14 protein-coding genes and 1 pseudogene are annotated in these 18,922 nt (G+C 72.9%); 8 read left to right on the top strand and 7 right to left on the bottom strand.

Annotation, left to right across the window (positions count from 1 at the left end):
* Positions 1-137: 137 nt before the first annotated feature.
* From WME90_RS46445 to WME90_RS46435, 3 genes are all read left to right on the top strand, one after another.
* Positions 138-2,057, top strand: coding sequence for an ATP-binding protein (locus tag WME90_RS46445; RefSeq protein ID WP_437278540.1), 1,920 nt, complete (start codon positions 138-140; stop codon positions 2,055-2,057).
* Between the two features lie 347 nt (positions 2,058-2,404).
* Positions 2,405-3,781 carry a hypothetical protein gene (locus WME90_RS46440; protein ID WP_437278539.1) on the top strand — a complete coding sequence of 459 codons (1,377 nt, stop codon included), beginning with the start codon at positions 2,405-2,407 and terminating at the stop codon, positions 3,779-3,781.
* A gap of 12 nt (positions 3,782-3,793) precedes the next feature.
* Positions 3,794-5,098, top strand: a complete 1,305-nt coding sequence (locus WME90_RS46435) for a hypothetical protein (protein ID WP_437278538.1) — start codon at positions 3,794-3,796, stop codon at positions 5,096-5,098.
* 28 nt (positions 5,099-5,126) lie between these two features.
* On the opposite strand, the gene WME90_RS46430 is transcribed toward WME90_RS46435, so the two are convergent.
* The gene (locus WME90_RS46430) at positions 5,127-6,029 is read right to left on the bottom strand and encodes a PfkB family carbohydrate kinase (RefSeq protein ID WP_437278537.1); all 903 of its coding nucleotides are present in this window, start codon (positions 6,027-6,029) and stop codon (positions 5,127-5,129) included.
* Between the two features lie 209 nt (positions 6,030-6,238).
* Here WME90_RS46430 and WME90_RS46425 point away from each other — a divergent pair, with 209 nt between their 5' ends.
* Entirely contained in the window at positions 6,239-6,712 is a 474-nt protein-coding gene (locus WME90_RS46425) for a CoA-binding protein (protein ID WP_437278536.1), read from the top strand.
* A 27-nt stretch (positions 6,713-6,739) separates the two neighbouring features.
* A complete protein-coding gene (locus tag WME90_RS46420) occupies positions 6,740-7,363 on the top strand; it encodes a DUF4389 domain-containing protein (RefSeq protein ID WP_437278535.1) in 624 nt (207 codons plus the stop codon).
* Positions 7,364-7,610: 247 nt separating this feature from the next.
* On the opposite strand, the gene WME90_RS46415 is transcribed toward WME90_RS46420, so the two are convergent.
* Positions 7,611-9,260, bottom strand: coding sequence for a 5'-nucleotidase C-terminal domain-containing protein (locus WME90_RS46415; protein WP_437278534.1), 1,650 nt, complete (start codon positions 9,258-9,260; stop codon positions 7,611-7,613).
* Positions 9,261-9,524: 264 nt separating this feature from the next.
* Here WME90_RS46415 and WME90_RS46410 point away from each other — a divergent pair, with 264 nt between their 5' ends.
* Positions 9,525-10,466: a CPBP family intramembrane glutamic endopeptidase gene (locus WME90_RS46410; protein ID WP_437278533.1), complete on the top strand. Its 942-nt coding sequence runs from the start codon at positions 9,525-9,527 to the stop codon at positions 10,464-10,466.
* A 45-nt stretch (positions 10,467-10,511) separates the two neighbouring features.
* Here WME90_RS46410 and WME90_RS46405 read toward each other — a convergent pair whose 3' ends face one another.
* Positions 10,512-12,260 (bottom strand): discoidin domain-containing protein, encoded by a 1,749-nt coding sequence (locus WME90_RS46405; RefSeq protein ID WP_437278532.1) that lies wholly within the window; start codon positions 12,258-12,260, stop codon positions 10,512-10,514.
* Positions 12,261-12,410: 150 nt separating this feature from the next.
* Positions 12,411-13,334, bottom strand: a complete 924-nt coding sequence (locus tag WME90_RS46400; RefSeq protein ID WP_437278531.1) for a LysR family transcriptional regulator — start codon at positions 13,332-13,334, stop codon at positions 12,411-12,413.
* A gap of 65 nt (positions 13,335-13,399) precedes the next feature.
* Between WME90_RS46400 and WME90_RS46395 the strand changes: the two genes are divergently transcribed.
* The gene (locus WME90_RS46395) at positions 13,400-14,344 is read left to right on the top strand and encodes an MBL fold metallo-hydrolase (RefSeq protein WP_437278530.1); all 945 of its coding nucleotides are present in this window, start codon (positions 13,400-13,402) and stop codon (positions 14,342-14,344) included.
* Positions 14,345-14,511: 167 nt separating this feature from the next.
* Here the strand turns inward: WME90_RS46395 and WME90_RS46390 are convergent.
* The 3 genes and pseudogenes from WME90_RS46390 to WME90_RS46380 all read right to left on the bottom strand — a co-directional run.
* Positions 14,512-15,237: pseudogene (locus WME90_RS46390) on the bottom strand (hypothetical protein); the annotation flags it as partial.
* Positions 15,238-15,306: 69 nt separating this feature from the next.
* Entirely contained in the window at positions 15,307-15,951 is a 645-nt protein-coding gene (locus tag WME90_RS46385) for a glutathione S-transferase N-terminal domain-containing protein (protein WP_437278529.1), read from the bottom strand.
* Between the two features lie 208 nt (positions 15,952-16,159).
* Positions 16,160-16,603: a hypothetical protein gene (locus tag WME90_RS46380; protein WP_437278528.1), complete on the bottom strand. Its 444-nt coding sequence runs from the start codon at positions 16,601-16,603 to the stop codon at positions 16,160-16,162.
* Positions 16,604-16,750: 147 nt separating this feature from the next.
* On the opposite strand from WME90_RS46380, the gene WME90_RS46375 reads away from it, so the two are divergent.
* On the top strand, positions 16,751-18,916 hold the full coding sequence (locus WME90_RS46375; protein ID WP_437278527.1) for a cytochrome C peroxidase: 2,166 nt from the start codon (positions 16,751-16,753) through the stop codon (positions 18,914-18,916).
* Positions 18,917-18,922 lie beyond the last annotated feature (6 nt).

The raw sequence follows: 18,922 nt of genomic DNA, 5'->3' as shown, positions 1-18,922 counted from the left end.
CAGGACTGGCTGAACTTGCGAGGCTGTTGCATTGGGATTGCCCCGGCACGCTTGCCCGCTCGTGAAGCAGCTCGCCCGCCTCGCGGCCGCGACGCGGCGACGGCGCCTATCGCTCTGGTGCGCTAATGTCGCTGCGGATGAAGCAGCAGCAAGAGCAGCTCTGGCTCGACGCCTTCATCGGAGGGCTCCCCCTCCCCGTCCTCGTGCTGAGCCCGGCTGGGGTCGCGACCTACGAGAACCCGGCATATCGGGCGAGGTTCGGCCCGGGCGCCGACGAGGGCGGCGAGATCGCGTCCGCGCTGCGGGGCGGTCACTCCTCGGCGCTTCGCGCGGCGCTCGACGGCATGTCGCGCGAGGTGCCGCTCGGCTCGATCCGGGGCGCGCCGTTCACTGCACACTACTTCCCGATCCGCGATGCTTCAGGCGCCGTGGCGTTCGTCGGGATCCTGTTGGTCGAGGAGCGCGCCGCCCCGGTGCCGGCTGCTCCAGCGCTGACCCCCGAGACCAACAACATCGCGGAGGTCGAGCGCAGCCTTCGCCGTATCCTCGATATGATGCCGCAGCTCGTCTGGTCGACGCGGCCCGACGGCTATCATGATTTCTACAACCGCCGCTGGTACGATTATACCGGCGAGACGCCCGACGCCACGCGCGGCGCCGGCTGGAACGACCAGGTGCACCCGGACGATCAGCAGCGTGCCTGGGAGCGGTGGAAGCACTCCGTCGACACGGGGGAGGACTACCAGATCGAGTACCGCTTCCGGCGCGCCGACGGCGAATACCGCTGGTTCCTGGGCCGCGCGCTGCCGATGCGCGACGACGCAGGGCGCATCCTCCGCTGGTTCGGCACCTGCACCGACGTCGACGATCAGAAGCGCCTCGAGCAGCAGCGCGCCGAGGTCCTGGCGCAGGCCGAGGAGACCAGCCGGCTGAAGGACGAGTTCCTCGCGATCGTCTCGCACGAGCTCCGCACGCCCCTGACTGCGATCCTCGGCTGGGCGCGCATGCAGCGCTCACGGCCGGAGCTCGCGGCCAAGGCGATGGAGGTCATCGAACGCAACGCCGTGGCGCAAGCCAAGCTCATCGAGGAGATCCTCGAGAGCTCCCGCATCGTGACCGGGAAAACCCGCCTCTACCTGAGGCAGACGCGCGTGAACGAGCTCGTCCGCGCCGCGGTCGACGCCATCCGGCCGGCCGCTGACGCAGCGGCCATCGGCCTCGAGGTTCACCTCGATCCCGGTATCGGCGACATCGTCTGCGATCCCGATCGTCTCCAGCAGGTGGTCGCGAATCTGCTGGTCAACGCCGTGAAGTTCACGCCGAGCGGCGGGCGAGTCGTGATCGAGACGGCGCTCCGCCCCGGCGGCGTCGAGGTGACGGTGACGGATACCGGAAAGGGCATCGCGGCCAGCTTCCTTCCGCACGTGTTCGAGCGGTTCCGCCAGGCGGAGGCGGCCACCACGCGGCAGCACGGCGGGCTCGGTCTCGGGCTGGCGATCGTCAAACACCTGGTCGAGCTCCATGGCGGCACCGTCCAGGCGCGGAGCGACGGCGAGGGGAGAGGGGCGTCCTTCAGCGTGCGCTTGCCGGTGCGGGCCGTGTCCCTGGCGGCGAGAGAGGGCTCCGAGGTCTCGTCCGAGGTCGAGCGTCCCTCGGCCGGGACGATCACCCGGCTCGACGGGCTGCGTGTGCTCGTCGTCGACGACGAGCCGGACGCGCGGGAGCTCGTCACCATGGTGCTGCGCGAGGCAGGCGCCCAGGCGGACGAGATCGGCTCGGCCTCGGCCGCGCTGGAGATGATGAGTCGCGCTCGACCCGACGTGCTCATCAGCGACATCGCCATGCCGGAGCAGGACGGCTATGCCCTCCTTCGCGAGCTCCGGTCCCGCGCCCCGGACCTCGGTGGGTCCGTGCCGGCGCTGGCGCTCACCGCGTTCGCCCGGCGCGAGGACATCGTTCAGGCCCGCGACGCCGGGTTCCAGCTCCACCTCGCCAAGCCGGTCGACCCGGGCGAGCTCGTGGCGGCGGTCCATCGGCTCGCGCGCAGCGGCGCCTGAGACAGCACAGATCTCCTCGCGGCGGTGGCGCCCTCCAGCGGACGAATGCCACCATCCAATAGAACGCCTCTTCGAGCATGCGCCGTATCACACGGCCTCGAGCCCGCGCCTCCGGGGTGTGGTGGGCGTCGAGCTCGTCGCCATGGGCGCGCTCCGACGTCCACGTAGATTGATAAGGACGAAATCCCTCGCTCGTCCTCCGCAAGAAATCGACGCCGGACCGCGAGCGGACGACACCTGTCCGCCTCCCCGCGGACACCTGTCCGGACGCGGACACGCGCCCTCGCGCGCGGCCTGCCGATTGCGGCCGTTCCTTTCAGGCACGCTCGCTGCTTAGACACCCTGGCATGCGTCATCTCCTCTTCTTATTTCTCCCCTCCGTCGCGGCGCTCCTCCTCGGCTGTTCCCCCGAGGCGGCGCCGGGCGCGAGCACACCGACATTCCACAGGGACATCGAGCCGCTGCTCCAGAAGAGCTGCCTCGGCTGCCATGCGGAGGGCGGCACCGCGCCGGTGAGCCTGGCCTCGTACGAGAGCGCGAAGGCCCTCGCGCCGGTCATCGCCGACGAGACCGAGGCGCGGCGGATGCCGCCGTGGGGCGCCCTGCCGACCGACGAGTGCGCGCCCCCTCGCCCGTTCCGGGGGGATCTGCACCTCTCCCTCGACGAGATCGCCCTGCTCCGCGCCTGGAGCGACGCCGGAGCGCCCAAGGGCGATCCCGCGGACGCCCCGGCCCCCTACACCCCCGTCGCGGCGGGCCTGTCGCGAACGGATCTCGAGCTCTCGCCCAAGGCCCCCTTCGCCGCGGCGGAGGGCTCCGACAGCTTTCGCTGCTTCGTCCTCGATCCGGGGCTCACGGAGCAGGCGTGGGTCCAGGGCTACGATGTGCTGCCAGGGAACCGCTCCGTGGTGCACCACGCGCTGCTCTTCATCGACCCGAACCGCGAGAGCGCGGCGCTCGGCGGCGAGAGCGGCAGCTACGAGTGCTTCGGCGACGCGCGCCTCTCCGAGACGGCGTTGCTCGGCGCCTGGGCGCCCGGCGCGCAGGCGTTCGAGCTGCCGCCGGACATCGGCATCTCGGTGCCGGCGGACGCGCTCCTCGTGATGCAGGTCCACTACCACCCGAAGCCCGGCGAGGCGCCCTCGCCCGACGCGACCCGCGTCGCGCTCCGCCTCGCGGACGAGAAGCCGAGCCGCGCGCTCTCGAACCTGATGCTCGGCAACGCGGAGGCGCCGCTCCGGGACGGCAACGGGCTCCTGCCCGGGCCGGACGATCGCGGGAGCGTCGAGTTCCGGATCCCGGCCGGCGCCCGAGGGCACGTGGAGCGGATGCGGTACACCATCGACTTCCCGATCCCGGAGATCTCGATCTACGGCGCCAGCGTCCACATGCACCGGGCCGGCGTCGACCTCAAGGTCGACCAGCTCCGCGCCGATCCGCAGGGCGACGAGGTCGATCGCGAGTGCCTCGTCCAGACGCCCGCGTGGGACTACAACTGGCAGCGGCTCTACAGCTACGACGCGCCGATCGACGACCTGCCCACGCTGCGGTCGGGCGACATGATCGAGCTGCGCTGCACGTACGACAACACAACCGAGAACCCCGCGCTCGCGGCGCAGCTCCTCGAGGAGCGCCTGCCCGCGCCGCAGGACATCCTGCTCGGCGAGTCGACGCTCGACGAGATGTGCGTGGCGTTCCTGCCTGTCGTCCACCCGAACCTCTGAGGAGACGCCGATATGCTCTCAAGACACCGTGATGCACTGTTCGGTCTCGGCGCGCTCCTGCTCGCCGCGTGCTCTTCACCCCCGAGCGCAGCGCCGCCCGTGAGCACGGCGCCGCACGAGGACCTCTGCCCGGCAGGCTTCGCCGACTGCGACGGCGACAGCGACAACGGCTGCGAGGCCGCCCTGCTGACGAGCGTCGAGAGCTGCGGCGCGTGCGGCGCGCGCTGCGCGGGCCGCGACGGCGCGACGGCGCTCTGCGCGGCGGGCGCCTGCACCCTCGCGTGCGACGCCGGGCGGGCCGACTGCGATGGCAACGGCGACAACGGCTGCGAGGTCCTCGTCGCGGAGGACCCGCGCCATTGCGGGGCCTGCGGCGTGACCTGCGCCGACGCCTGCTGGAACGGCACCTGCGACGCCTCGGTGCTCGCCGGCGAGCTCCGGCTGCCCACGTTCCTCAGGATCGACGCGACCGGGCTCTACTGGACGAACCAGGGCTCGGGCGACGCGCCGGACGGCAGCGTCATGCGGCTCGATCCGGGCGGCGGGACGCCGGTGGTGCTGGCGGCGGAGCAAGAGCTCCCCGGCCCGCTCGTGCTCGACGAGACGGCGGTGTACTTCGCGCACGCGCGCGGCGTCGCGGCCGTCCCGAAGGCCGGCGGCGAGGTGACCGAGCTCGCCCCCGATGCCCGCGGCGTCACGGCGCTCGCGGTGGACCAGGGCGCGCTCTACTGGGTCGAGGCGGGGACGCCGCCCGCGTTCGAGGGCGCCGGGCTGTTCGCGCTGCCGCTCGGCCCCGAGCCCGGCGCGAAGGTGATGCTCGCGGCCATGCCGGGCGCCGCCAGCGGCGTGGCTCTCGACGCCGGCCATATCTACGTCACCGTGCAGGGCACCAGCGCGGGCGGCGCGATCTACCGGGTGGCGCGCGACGCGGCGGCGCCGAGCACGCCAGAGAGGCTGCACGAGGCGCTGGTCGCGCCGCGCGCGCTCGAGGCGCACGACGGCGCGCTCTGGCTCATCGAGGGGCGCGGGATCGCCACGTTCTCACCAGGGGGCCCGCTTCGCAGGGTCGTCTCGGATCTGCCGCAGATCCCCGCGCAGCTCGCGTTCGACGGCGCGCGCGTCTTCTGGACGACGGCGCGGGAGGCCGACGGCCAGGTGCAGAGCGCGCGGCTCGACGGCAGCGATCTCGCGACGCACGCGCGCAACCTGAGCTACCCGTGGGGCATCGCCGTGGATGGGACGAACGTCTACTGGAGCCTCGCATGGGACGGCGGGCCCGCGACGGGAGCGCTGGTGCGCGGGCCGAAGGGCCCGTGACCGCCCTCTCTGACGGCTGAGCCCGGCCTCAACGCCGGCCGACCTTCGCGCTCGCCGCGGCGTGGCCGCGCTGGAGCGCGCGGGCCCAGAGGTCCGCGCGCTCCGGGCCGTGGTCGCCGGCGCGCGCGATCTCGGCGCAGACCGCCGCGGTGAACGCGTCGCCCGCGCCGGCCGCGCGGGCCGCGGCCACGACGGGCGGGGAGAGCGCGATCTCACCGAAGGGACCGGTGGCGCGGGCCGCGCCTGCGCCCTGGGTGAGCACCAGGGCCGCGCTCGGCCGCATGGCGGCGCGCACCTGGGCGTCGTCGACCCCGAGCCCGGCGAGGTCCGCCGCGCTGCACCGCACAACATCGGCCTCGCGCAGCAGGGCGTGCAGCGTGCGCGGATCGCGCCCGGCCCAGTGGCGCCATCGCGTGTTGAGGTCGACGACGACGACGGCGCCTGTGCGGCGCGCGGCCCGCGCGGCCCGGCAGAGCCCGGCGATGGGCGCGAGCGCGGGAGAGATCCCCGAGAGCAGCAGCACCGGCGCCGCCCACCCCTCGGGCACCGACAGGGGCAGATCGTCCTCGGCGCGATGGGCGACCATGTGCCGCGCCCCGCCGGTGTCCTCCAGCACGATGAGCCCCGGGCGGCTCGGGATCAGCGCCACACCTGCGACGTCCACGCCGGCTGCCGCGACCCTCGCCAGGAGCGCCCTGCCGGGGGCGTTGTCGCCGAGCGCCGCCGCGAGCCCGACGCGCAGCCCGCTCCGCGCGAGCGCGACCGCGGCGTTCACCGCGCCGCCGCCAGGCCGGAACCGCAGCGAGGCCCCGCCCGGAGGCGCGAGATCCCAGAGGGCCTCGCCGGCGCAGATGACGTCCAAGATCGACCCCCGCGACGACGCGACCCGCGCCGCCGTGGCCCGCCCAGCGCTCGCAAACATGGTTGTCATGGGGTTCCCCATCTTACAGCACGGGGATCGCAGCAGCGCCCCGTGACTTGGAGAGGCGCGCGGCGCGGCCCAGCACGACCTGCACCGCAGGCGCACGTGTTGCGCCGCAGCGGACAGGCTCTCCGGCCTGCGCCGCGCCTGCGTCGGCCGGCACGAGCCGTGCAGTCGCCGGTCGTGACGAGCGCACAAGCGGAGCGCGGGAGGCCCCAATGCCGAACAGACTGGAAGACGTCAGTGAATTCCTCTCACACCGGCGGGTGGCCCTGGTGGGCGCATCGCATGACGGCAAGGACTTCAGTCGGATGGTGATGCGGGAGCTCATCGTTCGGGGCTACGACGTCGTTCCGGTGAACCCGGGGGGCGGCGTGATCGAAGGCCGCGCAGCGTACGCCGAGGTCAGCGAGATCGATCCCCCGGTCGAGGCGGCGATCGTGATGACCCCGCCCCGGGTCACCGAGCAGATCGTGCGGGAGTGCGCCGCTGCCGGCATCCAGCGCGTGTGGCTGCACCGGGGGGTCGGTCAGGGTGCAGTGAGCGCGCCTGCCGTGCAAGCCTGTCAGGAGCTCGGGATCCGCGTGGTCGCGGGCGAGTGCCCGCTGATGTTCCTCCCGAACTCGGGCTTCGTCCACCGGCTCCACCGATTCACCAAGAAGATCGCGGGGAGTTACCCGGCGCGCGCGTGAAGCGCCATGAACCTGGGAGATCTCGAGATGACATCGTATCCTGTCACCTTCACCGTCACGCGTCCCTGGAAGCTCGACCGCGTCCAGCTCCTCGCGCGTGTCCTCCTGCTCGCGGCGCTCTCGATTGCCGGCGTCACGGTGGGGTTCGTCATGATGCTCGTCTATTTGGCCCTGCCCGCCTTGGCGGCCGCGCTGATGTATCAGAAGGGCTCGGCCCGGTTCCTGGCCGAGGACGGCCCGAGGCTGACGCGCGCGCTCGAGTGGCTACAGGCCGCGTTCGCTTATCTCTTCCTGCTCACCGACAGGCTCCCGCTCGATCGCCCCGCCGAGACCGCGCGCCTCGCCGTCGATCCGACCGGCGCGCCGACAGCGAAGGACGCGCTCCTGCGCCTCTTCATGAGCCTCCCCTCGGCCATCGTCCTCGCGCTGCTCTCCTGCGTCGCCTACCTGGCGTGGCTCGTCTCGGCGATCGCGGTCCTCTTCACCGAGCGCGTCCCGACGGCCATCTACGATTTCCAGTGCGGCGTGCTCCGGTGGCAGGCGCGGCTCCTCGCCTACCATGCGTCGCTGGTCGACCAGTACCCGCCGTTCGCGTTCGATCCGGGTCCCGTGGACGGCACCCCGCGCGATCACGCGGGCACGTTCGCCTAAGGCGTCCCCCTAGCGCCGAGGAAGGAGGGTAGCCGTTCTCGAGCGCGAGCCGGGAGCTCGACGCGCCTTCTTGCAGCTCGAGCGCGTAGACGAACCACTCGAAGCCGAGCTCCGAGGTGTGGCGCCGCAGCAGCTCGGTCACGCCGTGCAGCGAGTCGGCGGTAGAAAAGCCCTGGAGCTCCTCGTGAAAGCGGCCAATCTGCGCTGGTTCGACGTTACACGCCCCCTCGCCCCGGTCGAGCCGCGCTCACGGATCGGCTCGATCGCGCCCCCCCGCGCCCGCGGGCGGCGGGGAGGACAGCGCGTCCACCTCGCCGCGCGTCACGCGCTTGTCGCCGTCGCGGTCGAGCGCCTTCATCATCTCGCCGACGACCACCTGTGACGGCGTCTCGGAGGTCGCCCTCGAGACGGCAGCCCCCAGCTCTTCGGCCGAGATGCGGCCGTCCCCGTCGGCGTCGATCGCCTCGAAGGCCCCGAGCTGGCGGACGAGGTCCGCGGCGAACGACTCGACGAGGACGAGCTTCGGATCGCGCCCGCTGTCCTCCGGCGGCACCTTGTCCGGGTGCTCCCTTGCGAAGCGGACCAGCGGCGCGATGTCATCCATGCCGCCGAGGAGCCCGCGCGGGACGGCGATCCGGTAGTCGCGGTCGTCGACCAGCGGGAGGCCGTCGATCGCCGTCAGGACGCCTCGAGCGTCCGTCGCCATCCGGTCGTCGATCTGGAGGTAACCGGCGTGCTGGGCAGGGGCGCGCGACCGCGACGCGGCGACGGCCTCGCGGACGACGCGGCCAGGCATGCGGGTCACCACCACCTCGTTGCTGAAGGGCACCTCGGCCTTGAGATCCCCGTAGGTGAAGCGCTCCTGGTACACGCGAGCGCCGCGGATGCCGCCGCCGTTGAAGAGGCACCCCTCTGCCTCGAGGGCGTCGCGGATCCGCGAGCAGAGGAGCGCGCCGAGCGACGTCTGCCGCACCCGCGTCCCGATGGACGAGAGCGCGCTCCCCGGCGGGAGCCGGAGGAGGGTGGCCGCGTCGAGGTCGTGTACGACCTGCATGTGGCGGTCGACGCGCGCGCGCATCGCCGGATCCTCGGGGTAGGCGCCGACCTCCTCGATCCGGAGCGTGACCTCGGGCAGATCGGGCACCCCGGCGGGCGGCGCCTTGGCCGGCCACGCGAGGTCGATGATCGCGGCGTTCTCCGCGTCCGTACCGGCCTTGACGACCCAGCAGCCGTCGACGTCGTCGAGGATCACCTCGTGCTCATGACCGCCGAGGATCACGGGAAAGCGCGGATCGCGCTGCGCCCGCGCGAGCGCGAGGTCCTGCTCGCGGCTCTGGTGCGTGATCGGGATCACGCACGCGCAGCCCTCGTCGCGGACGAGCCGGCGGGTCCAGCGGAGGGCCGCCTCGTTCGCCGGCTCGATGTCGATCCCCCCGAACGCATCTCGCCGGTAGAGGCCTTGCACGTGCACGAGCAAGCCGAGGAGGCCAATCCGGACGGTCCGCCCGCCGGGGCTCGAGATGTCGAGGATCTCGTGCGTCGGCAGCGCCGGAGCGAATGAAGGCATGTTGGTGTTGAGCCACGTGCCCCGGAACTCCTGCACCCGCGCCCTGAGCTCCGCGAGCTCGACGTCGGCCTCGTGGTTGCCGAAGATGGTGTGGGTGATCGGCAGCGCGTTCATGCAGTCGACCATGCCCCTGCCGTGATCGAGGCTCGAGAGCAGGCTCGGCGCGAGGAAGTCGCCGGCCATCACCACCATGAAGCGATCCGCGGGCGCGGCGGCGTGGCGCTGCACGAGCGTCGCGAGGCGCGGGAGGTTGTCGAGCGAGTACACGTCGTTCACGCAGACGATCCGCAGAGAGGGGCCTCTGGGCAGGGCGTGTGCGCCGGCGGTCATGCCATCCACACCATAGACCATCGCTCGGGTGCGCGCTCTCGTCGCAGGGGCTCCGCGCGATCGCCATTTCGCGCGCGGGCGTCGACAAGGGGCGTGCCCGGACAGAGCGGCGGCCGCCGCCGAGCTCCTCGGATCGCGTGGACCTGCGAGGGGCGCGCCTGTTGCGCCGGCGCGAATCCCGCGCGCGCTTACGAGCGGCGGCGCGCTCCTTCGGCGGCGCGTTGCGGCGGCACCGCGGTTGCACTGTCGAGACGACCGAACGACATGCACGTCCCCGCCCTCCTCCCGCTGCCCCGCGATCCTGCGAACCGCGGGTCCGCAGCGCTGCGCCGCCTGCGCGCCGTGGCCGTGAGCCACCCGATCGCGACGTACTTCGCGCTGGCGTATGCGCTCTCCTGGGCGCAGTGGATCCCGCTCGCGCTCCGCGGCGCGCGCGTCGCCCCCGGCGCGCCGGTCACGCACTTCCCGGGGCTGCTCGGCCCGGCGCTCGCGGCCTTCCTCGTCACGGCGCTCACGCGCGGTGGCCAGGGCGTCCGCTCGCTCGCGCGCAGCTGCGCACGAATCCCGAGGGGCGCCGCCTTCTGGACGCTCTCGCTCAGCCCGCTCGCCTTCCTCGCGCTCGCGATCGGGATCGAGCTCCTGCTCGGCCTCCCGCCCCCGTCGCTCGGGTCTTTCCGCGTCTACTCAGGGCTGCCGGAGACGTCGATCGCGGCCATCGTGGCGCTGGCCATCCTGGTGAACGGCCTCGGCGAGGAGGCCGGCTGGCGAGGCTTCGCGCTGCCCAGGCTGCAGGCCCGCTTCGGGCCGCTCGGCGGAACGCTGGTCCTGGCGCTGCTCTGGGCAGGCTGGCACGCGCCGCTCTTCCTCACGAACGAGGGCTACCGGCAGATGTCGGCGGCGACCCTCCTCGGCGGCTTCCTGTTCGGCCTGACGTGCGGCGCCATCGTCCTCTCGTTCGTCACGGCCCGGACCGGCGGGAGCGTCGCCGCCGCGGCGATCTGGCACGGCCTGTACAACATGACGTCCGCCACCGGCGCCGCCGCGGGCATGCTCGCGGCCATCACGACGGCCTGCGTGATGACGTGGGCGGCGGCGCTCGTCGTGCTCGAGCTGCGCGCCCGCAAGCGCGGCGCGTCGGTGCTGCGCGTCGAGGTGCCGGCGCCCGCCGCCTCGGCGCCCTCCGATCGCGCGCAGGCGGCGGCGTAGCTGCGCGGATCACCGGCGAGCCCCGGCGGGCGAGGCCCACCTGTCCTACGGCTGGCCAGCCAGCCCGGTCTGCGCGTGCGTCAGCCTCTCCCACGCGATGTGGAGGTTGGATCGATTCGGGTACGGCGCGCGCCGCTCCAGCATCTCGAGCGTGTGTGGCAGCGACGCGCCGCGGCGGTTCACGTACGCGTTGAGCGCGATGTCGCCGGGAAGCCGGTAGGCCGACCCGCCCAGCAGGAGCTTGCCGTTCGCGCACACACTCGAGCTCATGGACTTGAGCAGATCGCTGTCGGGGGGCACCCCTTGAGCGATCTGCGCATCTATGTAGTCCATGAAGAGGACCAGATCGCGCGAGAGGAGCTCGAGCCCCTGCGTCACGCGCCGGTGCTCCTCGGCGTAGAGGTCGACGCCCTGGAGCCACGCGGTCTCCGCGGCGTTGATCATCGCGCCGACGCCGAGGGCGACGTGCGAGAGGTCCCGGCAGGTCTCTTGCGACAGCCCGTCAACGAACGCCGCCGGCCTGTGCCAGAAGGCAGGCATCTCCGCCGGGGTCGCCTCCCCGCGGCGCGTCTTGCCGTCCGGCGTGAGCGGCGCCACGGGCGTGGGCCCATCGCTGCTCAGGTAGATATACGCGGGGACACGCGCCCTCCACATCGCCACCGCGCGATCGAAATTCTCCCCATCGTCGGTGAACACGGCGATGTTCATGAGCGCCTCGATCATCGAGAGATCCCAGTTGCCGTTGCCTCCCCAGCCGTTCCTGACCTCCACGAGGAAGATGGTCTTCAACATGCGCTCGAAGCTCGCGATCTCTTCCTGCGGCCAGCCGGTATAGGTGTGGCGCATCAGCTCGCCGGCGCGGGTGAGCGGCTCCGCCACCCACGCCGCCTGCAGCGCGTGCTCCGCGCCTGCGTGCCCCTCCAGCTGCGCGGACCAGGCGTTCAAGATGGCGATCGACCGGCGCGCGTAGGCCTCGTCGCCGGTGAGGTTCCACAGGATCGCCTGCGTGTAGGCCGCGATGGCGTCCATGCGCTCGGCCTCCCCCTCCTTCTCGTCCTTGTGCGGGTACGGCACCGCATGAGGCGTCCGGGTGGCGAGGGAGCTCCTCGTGGCCGCCGCGAGCTCGGTGCGCCACGGCTCCTGCGTAAGGCGCGCCTTGACGAACTCGAGCTGTTCGCGGCTCACCAGGACCCCCGGATGGCGGAAGCCCTCGGGCTCGGCCTGCGCGCGCGCGGTGATCTCGCTGATGGATGCCCAGTCGTTCTGGGTGTTGCCGTTCACCGTGATCTGCACGTACCGCGCGTCGCCCGCGACCGCATACCGCTCGACCTCGGCGGTCGATCCGCCGCTGGTCCCGGCGTAGACCTGATCGAACCGCGCGCCGTCCGTGGAGAGCGCGATCGTGAAGCTGCTCTTGCGGGCCGCGCCGCCGTACCACGCGATCCCGAGCTCGCAGACATGCGCGGTCGCGCCGAGATCCACCACGATCTGCGCGCCCTTGCCGAGGCCCGACCAGCGCGTCGCGAGATCGCGGTCGATCGCGCGAGCGGCGCCGTTCCCCGCCTGCTCAACGCTCGCCCGCGCGCTCGCGAAGGCGAGCTCCGCTCCACAGGCGCCCGGCGCGCCGGCGAGCGCCTGCGCGGGCTGGGCGCGCGCGTCGTTCTCCTCCTCCTCGCCGCCCAGCAGATCACCCGAGCACCCCGAAAAGACAAGCGCCGTCATGCCCACGAAGGCGCTCACGAACTGCCATCGTCGCCCCGTGGGCGCCGTCGTCGATCCAGGCCAAGAGTCCATAAGCTCTCCCAAAGCCGGCGCCGTCAGGCGCTGCCCTTCACAGGATGACCCCGAGGCCGGCTGGAGACCACCCCAAACACCCCTTGATCGATACCCACGAATCCTTATGAGGTCTGAACAAATCGAACGTCACCAGAACACCATCGCTCGTCATCCATCGTCTGTCACTCGCGCGCCTCGCGCGCCTCGCGCGCCCCTCGCCTTCGGCGGGCGCCAGGCGCGCAGGCTCTCCGCGAGCGGCTCGAGCACCGCGCGCACCCGGGGGATGGCGCGGGCGCTGCGCGGGCAGAGCAGGACGAGCGGGCGTCGCGCCGGCGGCAGGTCCACCTTCAGCTCCACGAGCGGCGGGTGCCTGGGAAAGCGCGGGTGCTCGCGCGCGAGCATCATCGCGCCGAGCCCGAGCTCGCACGCGCGGATCTGAACGAGGTAGTCGTCGGACGCAAACGACGGACGCCACCCCGGGATCACGCGGCTGAGCGCGCTGTTCGGCGAGAGGTCGTCGAGCGGCGGCGCCCAGCCGATCCACGCGAGATCGGCCGGGTCGGTCTTCCCCGCGACCCGCGCCGCGTACTGCTCCGACGCAAAGGCGCACAGCCCGATATCGACCGACGCGACGCTCTCCTCGTCGGCGGGGACGCCCAGCCGCAGCGCCAGGTCCGCCTCCCGCCTCGTCAGATCGAGGGGGCGCACCGTGGACACGACGTGCAGCTCGATCGCCGGCGCGCGCCGCGAGAACGCCGCCGCGAACGGGACGAGGAAGCCGTGCGCGATGCCGGGCGGCGCCGTCACCCGGACCACGCCCGCGGGCGCGTGCCGCCGCTCCGCCGCGCGGGTCAGCTCGGCGGCCCAGTCGGCCATGCGCCGCGCGGGCTCGACAAGGCCGGCGCCGTACGCCGTCAGCGCCGTGCCGGCGACGCCGCGGTCGAAGAGGGGCTCGCCGAGGAGCGCCTCCAGCTCCGCCAGCCGCCGGCTCACCGTGGGCTGGGTCATCTGCAGCTTGCGCGCGGCGGCGCTCAGGCTGCCTGCCTCGGCCACCGCGAGGAACAGCCGCGCGTCGTCCCAGGAGATATTCATTTTCGTATGACTACATGCGATCTTCGCCAGTTATCCATTCATTTTTCGAAGAGCACACTGGCGGCATGTCCAAACCCACCTTCCGCTTCGTATCCCGCACCCTCCTCGCCTCGGCGCTTTTGCTCGGCGCGTGCGCCGAGCCGCCCCCGGCGCCCAAGGACCCGCCGGCGTCGACGCACGGCGCGGTGAGGGCCACCCTCGGCAAGCCGATCCGGCTGCGAGCGATGGAGGCGCTCCTGGATCAGGCGGGTCCCGTCAGCGTCGAGACCGTCGTCAGCGCGCGGTGGGAGACCAGCCGCGCCGGGCTCATCAACCTGGCCCACGAGCGCGCCGCCGGCCTGACCGACGGCCCCGAGCCGGTCGACATCACCTTTCACGCCCTCGCGCACCCGGCCCGGGGCCTGTACCTCATCGACACCGGCGCGCCGCAGGCGCTCGCGGCGAGCGATCATCCCCTGCGCACGGGCCCCGTCGGGCAGGCGCTCAACTTCGGGGCCTTGCGGGTGGAGGCCAGCCTCGGCGCCTGGCGCGGCGACAGGGCGCTGGCCGGCGTGCTCCTCACGCACCTGCACATCGACCACGTGCTCGGCCTGGCCGACGTGGCGCGCGACGTCCCGATCTTCGTCGGCCCCGGCGAGTCCACGTTCGAGAGCCCGTTCCACGCGCTCACCCGGCCCGCCGTGGACCAGCTCCTCGAGGGCCGCGCGCCCCTCGAGGAGTGGGCCTTCGAGGGTGAGGGCGTGATCGACGTGCTCGGCGACGCCTCGCTCTTCGCGCTCGCGGTGCCGGGGCACACGCCGGGATCGATCGCTTACGTCGCGCGGACGCCCGACGGCCCGGTGCTCTTCACCGGCGACGTGTGCCATACGGCCTGGGGCTGGCGGAACGACGTCGAGCCCGGGTACTTCTCGTCCGACCCCGCCGCGAGCGCCGAGAGCCTCGCCTTCCTCCGCGCGCTCGCCGCCCGCCACCCGTCGATGCAGGTGCGCCTCGGCCACCAGTCGCTGTGACCGCTGCCCCTGTCCAGCAGACGCACCGATGACCCTAGGAGGGGGCGAGCGTCACGGCGGCCCCCGGCTTCGACACGTGGTGCGAGGCGACTACCTCGGGTTCAGCGGAGTCCTCGGGGTGGAGCTAGGCAACGGCCGCTGAGCGGCGTCCCTGCTCCTGCGGGAGCTCACGAGCTCCGCGCCGGCTCCGCGAGCCAGCGAATCAGCGCCTCGCTCTCGAGATCGAGCAACGCATCCTCGACCTCGCCCGGACCGATCACGCGGGCTCGCTCGATGATCGAGCGCTCTTCTTCCGCCGTCGGCCGTCGGCCGATCCGCCGCGCGAAGAGGCGGCCGAGCAGCTCTGTAATCGCCTTCTCCTCCCCGCGCTGCTCGCCCCTTCTCTCGCCTCGTTGCTCTCCTCGCTGCTCCCCGCGTTGCTCCCCTCGTCGCTCGGCCTCGATGATCATCTCTCCGATGATCGGCGTGCGCCGGAGCAGCCCCTCTTCCTTGTCCTCCACCATACCGACGAGCTCCTTCCGCAGATTATGCCCCCAGGGATCGATGGCCGCCATCACCAGGAGCGCCGTGTACAGCTCGGCCCGCTCCGCGGCCGTCGCCGCCCCCGCGTGGAGCTCCGCAACGACCTCACGCAGCGCCGCCGCGGTCGCGTCCCGCGCCAGCGGGGCGAACACCAGCCAGAGCACGCTGCCGCGCGCCCGGAGCTCGCCGATCGTGTGCTGATAAACGGCATCGATCCGGAAGTGCGCGCCGCTGAACGGCCGACCCGGCCACGCCGTACAGCGCTCGCCTGTCGCAGGCAGGCGCCGCCTTCTGCCCGAGAGGACCACCACGACGCTCTCTATCGGCGGCACCGGCTCGCCGGGGGCTTCGAGGCGGAGCGCGGCGAAGAGGCCGAAATCACGGGCTCCCCGCACGAGGTATGCGCCTCGGGCGGGTGGCGGCGCCATGGCGGGCTGCCCTCAGGGGTCGTACAGGTAGGTGGTCTCGCCCGCGGACGCTCGCGCCGCGAACCGTCGACAGAAGCCGTTCAACTCCGGATAGGGATCGGTCGGCAGGACGCGCCGGAACTCCAGATGAGTGACGAGGCAGAACAGCGCGACCTCCAGATAGCTGAGATCCCGGTCCGACGGGAGCGCGGCGAGCGCATGGCTCACGTTGTCCTCCAGCCACGACATGGTGCTGAGCAGGCTCTTTCGCTGCTTGCCATGGAGCTCGCTGCCGTCACCGGCCCCGGCGACGCCGGCCATGATCAGCGCGACCTCCGTCGCCATGGCGTGAACGACGAGCTCCTGGGCGTTCGCGAGGACGGGTTGGTCGAGGTCCTCCGGCCATACCGTCCGTAGCCCGCGGCTCGACTGCCGCGACAGCTCGCGGCAGATATTGAGCGCGCCGAACCACACGCCACGGCGCGTCCGGAGAGCCGGCATTTTGAGCGCGGGGTTGCCCCCATAGTCCGCCGCATCGGACGACATGAGATTCCGCACGACCTCGAGCGAATAGTCCACCTCCATCTCCGCGGCGAAGATCCTGGTGACGCGCGTGAAGTGCGAGCTGGAACGGCCGACGATCACGGGCTTGACGAGCTCTCCTAGAGCATCTGACATGCTTGCTTCTCCGAGCTGGGAAACGAGTGCCGAGTTGGGTCCGACGCGTGGAGCGCCTCGAGCTCCAACCCGGCCCCGTCGGGCCGCTCCCACGCATCGCGGATAGACAGCGTACCCGACGCCGGACCCGCGCTGTCAAGCGTCGCAGGCAGCACCCCAATCGGTCATCCGGAGCCCTGTATCCAGGGGCGCCACGCGCTCACCGAAGCTATCGAACGCGCATCCTCGCAGCGGCCTCGCCGGCCTCTGGCCCGTCCGGAGGCGGCAGCGCGGCCGTCAGCGCCTCGATCCGGGGGAGCTCGCGCCGCAGACGCGCGCGCTGGAAGTCCACGTCGAACGGCCCCTTGAACCACAGCACCAGCACGTAAATCCCTCCGAACGACTCGGCGAGGTACGAGTCCTCGGGAGACGCAGCGGGGCGAGCCACGCGGAGCCGGCCGCCCCGGCGCAGGGGTGGACGCGACGGATCGGCCATCTCCCGCTCGGCAAAACGCGCGGCGAGCGGGAGCACCGTGGGCGCGACCGGCCAGGCACACCAGATGTTGTTCGATTCATCGATCACGGCCGCGGCGGCGGCGCTCGCGCGGGCGACCAGATCGCTCAAGGTGTCTCGCAGCGCCTTCCACTCGGGGATGTCGTCGCTGAGGGGCATGCATCCGAGTGTAGGCTCTTCGCGAGAGCAGGCAGGCTCATCCTTCGCCTCTGCGGCGCCCCAGCCCGGCCCGACCAGGCCGGGCGAGCGATGCCCCCGCGGCGACGCCCCTGTCACACTCTCGCCCGCTGGCGCGATGGTCCGGGCATGAGAGCCGCCGCCCCGACAGCCCTCGCCCTCCTCGCCCTCGCCTGCACCCCTGCCTCGCGCGACCAGGCCCCGGCCCCGCGCGACCAGGCCCCGGCCCCGCCGCCGAGCGCCCCCGCCGCAACGAAAGCGCCGCCGCCGCCCGCCTGCGCCCGGCGCGCTGCGGGCCCTGCGCCCGCCCCCCTCGACCCGACGCACGCAGGCTCCGGCGTCGCCCTCGCGGAGCTCGGCGGCCGCACCCTCGCCTTCGTCGCCGACGAGGACGACGCCGCGATCCACACCGTCGACGTCGACGCCCGCGCCGCGCTCGCGCGCACCCCGCTCGCGGGCCGGCCCGCCCAGGTGATCGTGCTGGGCGACGGACGCGTCGTGGCCTCGCTGCGCGACCGCGCCCTGCTCGAGGTGCTGGAGCCAAACGGCGCCGCCTCCCCGCTCGAGCGACGCTGCCTGGTGCCCGTGGCGAGCGAGCCGGTGGGGCTCGCGATGACGCCGGACCGCTCCACGCTGCTCGTCGCGAGCCGGTGGGGCCACGCGCTCACCAGCCTCGCGACCGCCGACCTCCGGCGCACCGGCGAGCTCCCTCTCGCGCGGGATCCCAACGCGGTCGTCGCGTCGAGCGACGGCCGGCGCGCGTTCGTCTCCCACGTGGTCGGCGGCCGCATCAGCGTGGTGACGCTCGACGAAGGCGGCGCGCCGACCGGCGCCCGGGAGCTGTCGACCGACGGGGTGGAGCGGCGCGCCCCGAGATCGACGTCGAAGCTCGCCATGCCGTTCCCGCCCAGATCGCGCAAGGCCCCGCGGAGAACGTCCCTCGATTTCGAGGACGCGATGCCGTTCCACGCGCACCGCCCGACGGTGAACGTCGATCGCCGCGGCTCCCAGGGCTTCGCGCTGGCGCGCGCGGCGAGCGGCGCGGTCTTCGCGCCCATCGCGCTCGTGGATCCGGGGCCCCCGACGGGCGGCGGCGGTTACGGCAGCGCGCTCGTCCAGACCGTGATCGAGCACATCGCGGTCGTCGACGCGACGGGCGAGCGCGCGGACGTCCCGCCGGTGTCGACCCACCTCGGGCTCCGCGGCTGCCGGCTCCCGCGCGCGGCCGCGATCGAGCCCGGAGACGAGGTCCTGCTCGTCACCTGCCTCGGCCACGACGAGGTGATCGCCTACGACGCCCGCCCCCAGATCCCCGGCAAACCGCCGCTCACCGGATCGGTGCGGGATCGGGCGCTCTTCCGCGCCCGCGTCGGCGCCGGGCCCACCGCGATCGCCGTCGACGGCGCGCGCCGGCGCGCCGTCGTCTTCTCGCGGTTCGACGGCGCGCTGACGATCCTGCCCGCCGCCCGCGACCCGGGGGCGACCAGGATCAGCGCCGTCGGCAAGGAGCTCGCGGGCGAGCTGCCGGTCATCACCCTGCCGCGCGCGGCGCGCCTCGACGAGCAGCGCGCCGAGGGCCAGCGGCTCTTTCACGCGGCCGGAGGCCGGCGCATCGCGTTCGACGGCCGCGCGTGCGCCAGCTGCCACCCCGACGGCCGCGAGGACGCGCTCACCTGGTCGACGCCGGACGGCCCGCGCCAGACGCCGGTGCTCATGGGCCGGCTCGATGGGACCGCGCCGTACGGCTGGGAAGGCGGCAAGAAAGACCTGGAGAGCCACTTCGCCCGGACCATGTCCCGGCTCGCAGGCGCCGGCCTGAGCGCGGAGGAGCGCGACGCCATCTTCGCGTACCTCCGCGGCATGGATCCGCCCGCCGAGACGGCGGCCCTCACGGCCGAGGAGCGCGCCTCGCTCGTCTCGCCGCCGGCCAGCGCCGCGGGCTCAGCCTTCGGCGAAGCGGCCGCCGCGACGGCCGGCGCCCGCGCGGCCCTCGCCGCGCGCGGCGAGGCGCTCTTCCACACCCGCGAGGCGGGCTGCTCGAGCTGCCACCTGGGTGACGCGCTGACCACCGACGGCGCGCGGCACGACGTGCGGAGCGCGACGCGCTTCGAGACGGAGCGCGCCTTCGAGACGCCCTCGCTGCGCTTCGTCGGCCGGTCCGCGCCGTACTACCACGACGGCCGCTACCCGACGCTGCTCGCGCTGGTCGAGGGGGTCGACGGATCCATGGGCCACACGGCCCACCTGTCGACCGAGGATCGGCGCGCCCTGGCCGCCTACCTGGAGTCGCTCTGAGGGAGG

This window comes from Sorangium sp. So ce375 (genome assembly GCF_051473855.1).
Taxonomy (GTDB): domain Bacteria; phylum Myxococcota_A; class Polyangia; order Polyangiales; family Polyangiaceae; genus Sorangium.
Note: the sequence above shows the minus strand (reverse complement) of the source record. Positions and strands in the feature narration are given on the sequence as shown.

Bases quoted from the DNA above. Each gene is read 5' to 3' on its own strand.
- WME90_RS46375 (WP_437278527.1), top strand. From the start codon at position 16,751: ATGAGAGCCGCCGCCCCGACAGCCCTCGCCCTCCTCGCCCTCGCCTGC.
- WME90_RS46380 (WP_437278528.1), bottom strand. From the start codon at position 16,603: ATGCCCCTCAGCGACGACATCCCCGAGTGGAAGGCGCTGCGAGACACC.
- WME90_RS46425 (WP_437278536.1), top strand. From the start codon at position 6,239: ATGCCGAACAGACTGGAAGACGTCAGTGAATTCCTCTCACACCGGCGG.
- WME90_RS46400 (WP_437278531.1), bottom strand. From the start codon at position 13,334: ATGAATATCTCCTGGGACGACGCGCGGCTGTTCCTCGCGGTGGCCGAG.
- WME90_RS46445 (WP_437278540.1), top strand. From the start codon at position 138: ATGAAGCAGCAGCAAGAGCAGCTCTGGCTCGACGCCTTCATCGGAGGG.
- WME90_RS46420 (WP_437278535.1), top strand. From the start codon at position 6,740: ATGACATCGTATCCTGTCACCTTCACCGTCACGCGTCCCTGGAAGCTC.
- WME90_RS46435 (WP_437278538.1), top strand. From the start codon at position 3,794: ATGCTCTCAAGACACCGTGATGCACTGTTCGGTCTCGGCGCGCTCCTG.
- WME90_RS46405 (WP_437278532.1), bottom strand. From the start codon at position 12,260: ATGGACTCTTGGCCTGGATCGACGACGGCGCCCACGGGGCGACGATGG.
- WME90_RS46410 (WP_437278533.1), top strand. From the start codon at position 9,525: ATGCACGTCCCCGCCCTCCTCCCGCTGCCCCGCGATCCTGCGAACCGC.
- WME90_RS46440 (WP_437278539.1), top strand. From the start codon at position 2,405: ATGCGTCATCTCCTCTTCTTATTTCTCCCCTCCGTCGCGGCGCTCCTC.
- WME90_RS46385 (WP_437278529.1), bottom strand. From the start codon at position 15,951: ATGTCAGATGCTCTAGGAGAGCTCGTCAAGCCCGTGATCGTCGGCCGT.
- WME90_RS46430 (WP_437278537.1), bottom strand. From the start codon at position 6,029: ATGACAACCATGTTTGCGAGCGCTGGGCGGGCCACGGCGGCGCGGGTC.
- WME90_RS46415 (WP_437278534.1), bottom strand. From the start codon at position 9,260: ATGACCGCCGGCGCACACGCCCTGCCCAGAGGCCCCTCTCTGCGGATC.
- WME90_RS46395 (WP_437278530.1), top strand. From the start codon at position 13,400: ATGTCCAAACCCACCTTCCGCTTCGTATCCCGCACCCTCCTCGCCTCG.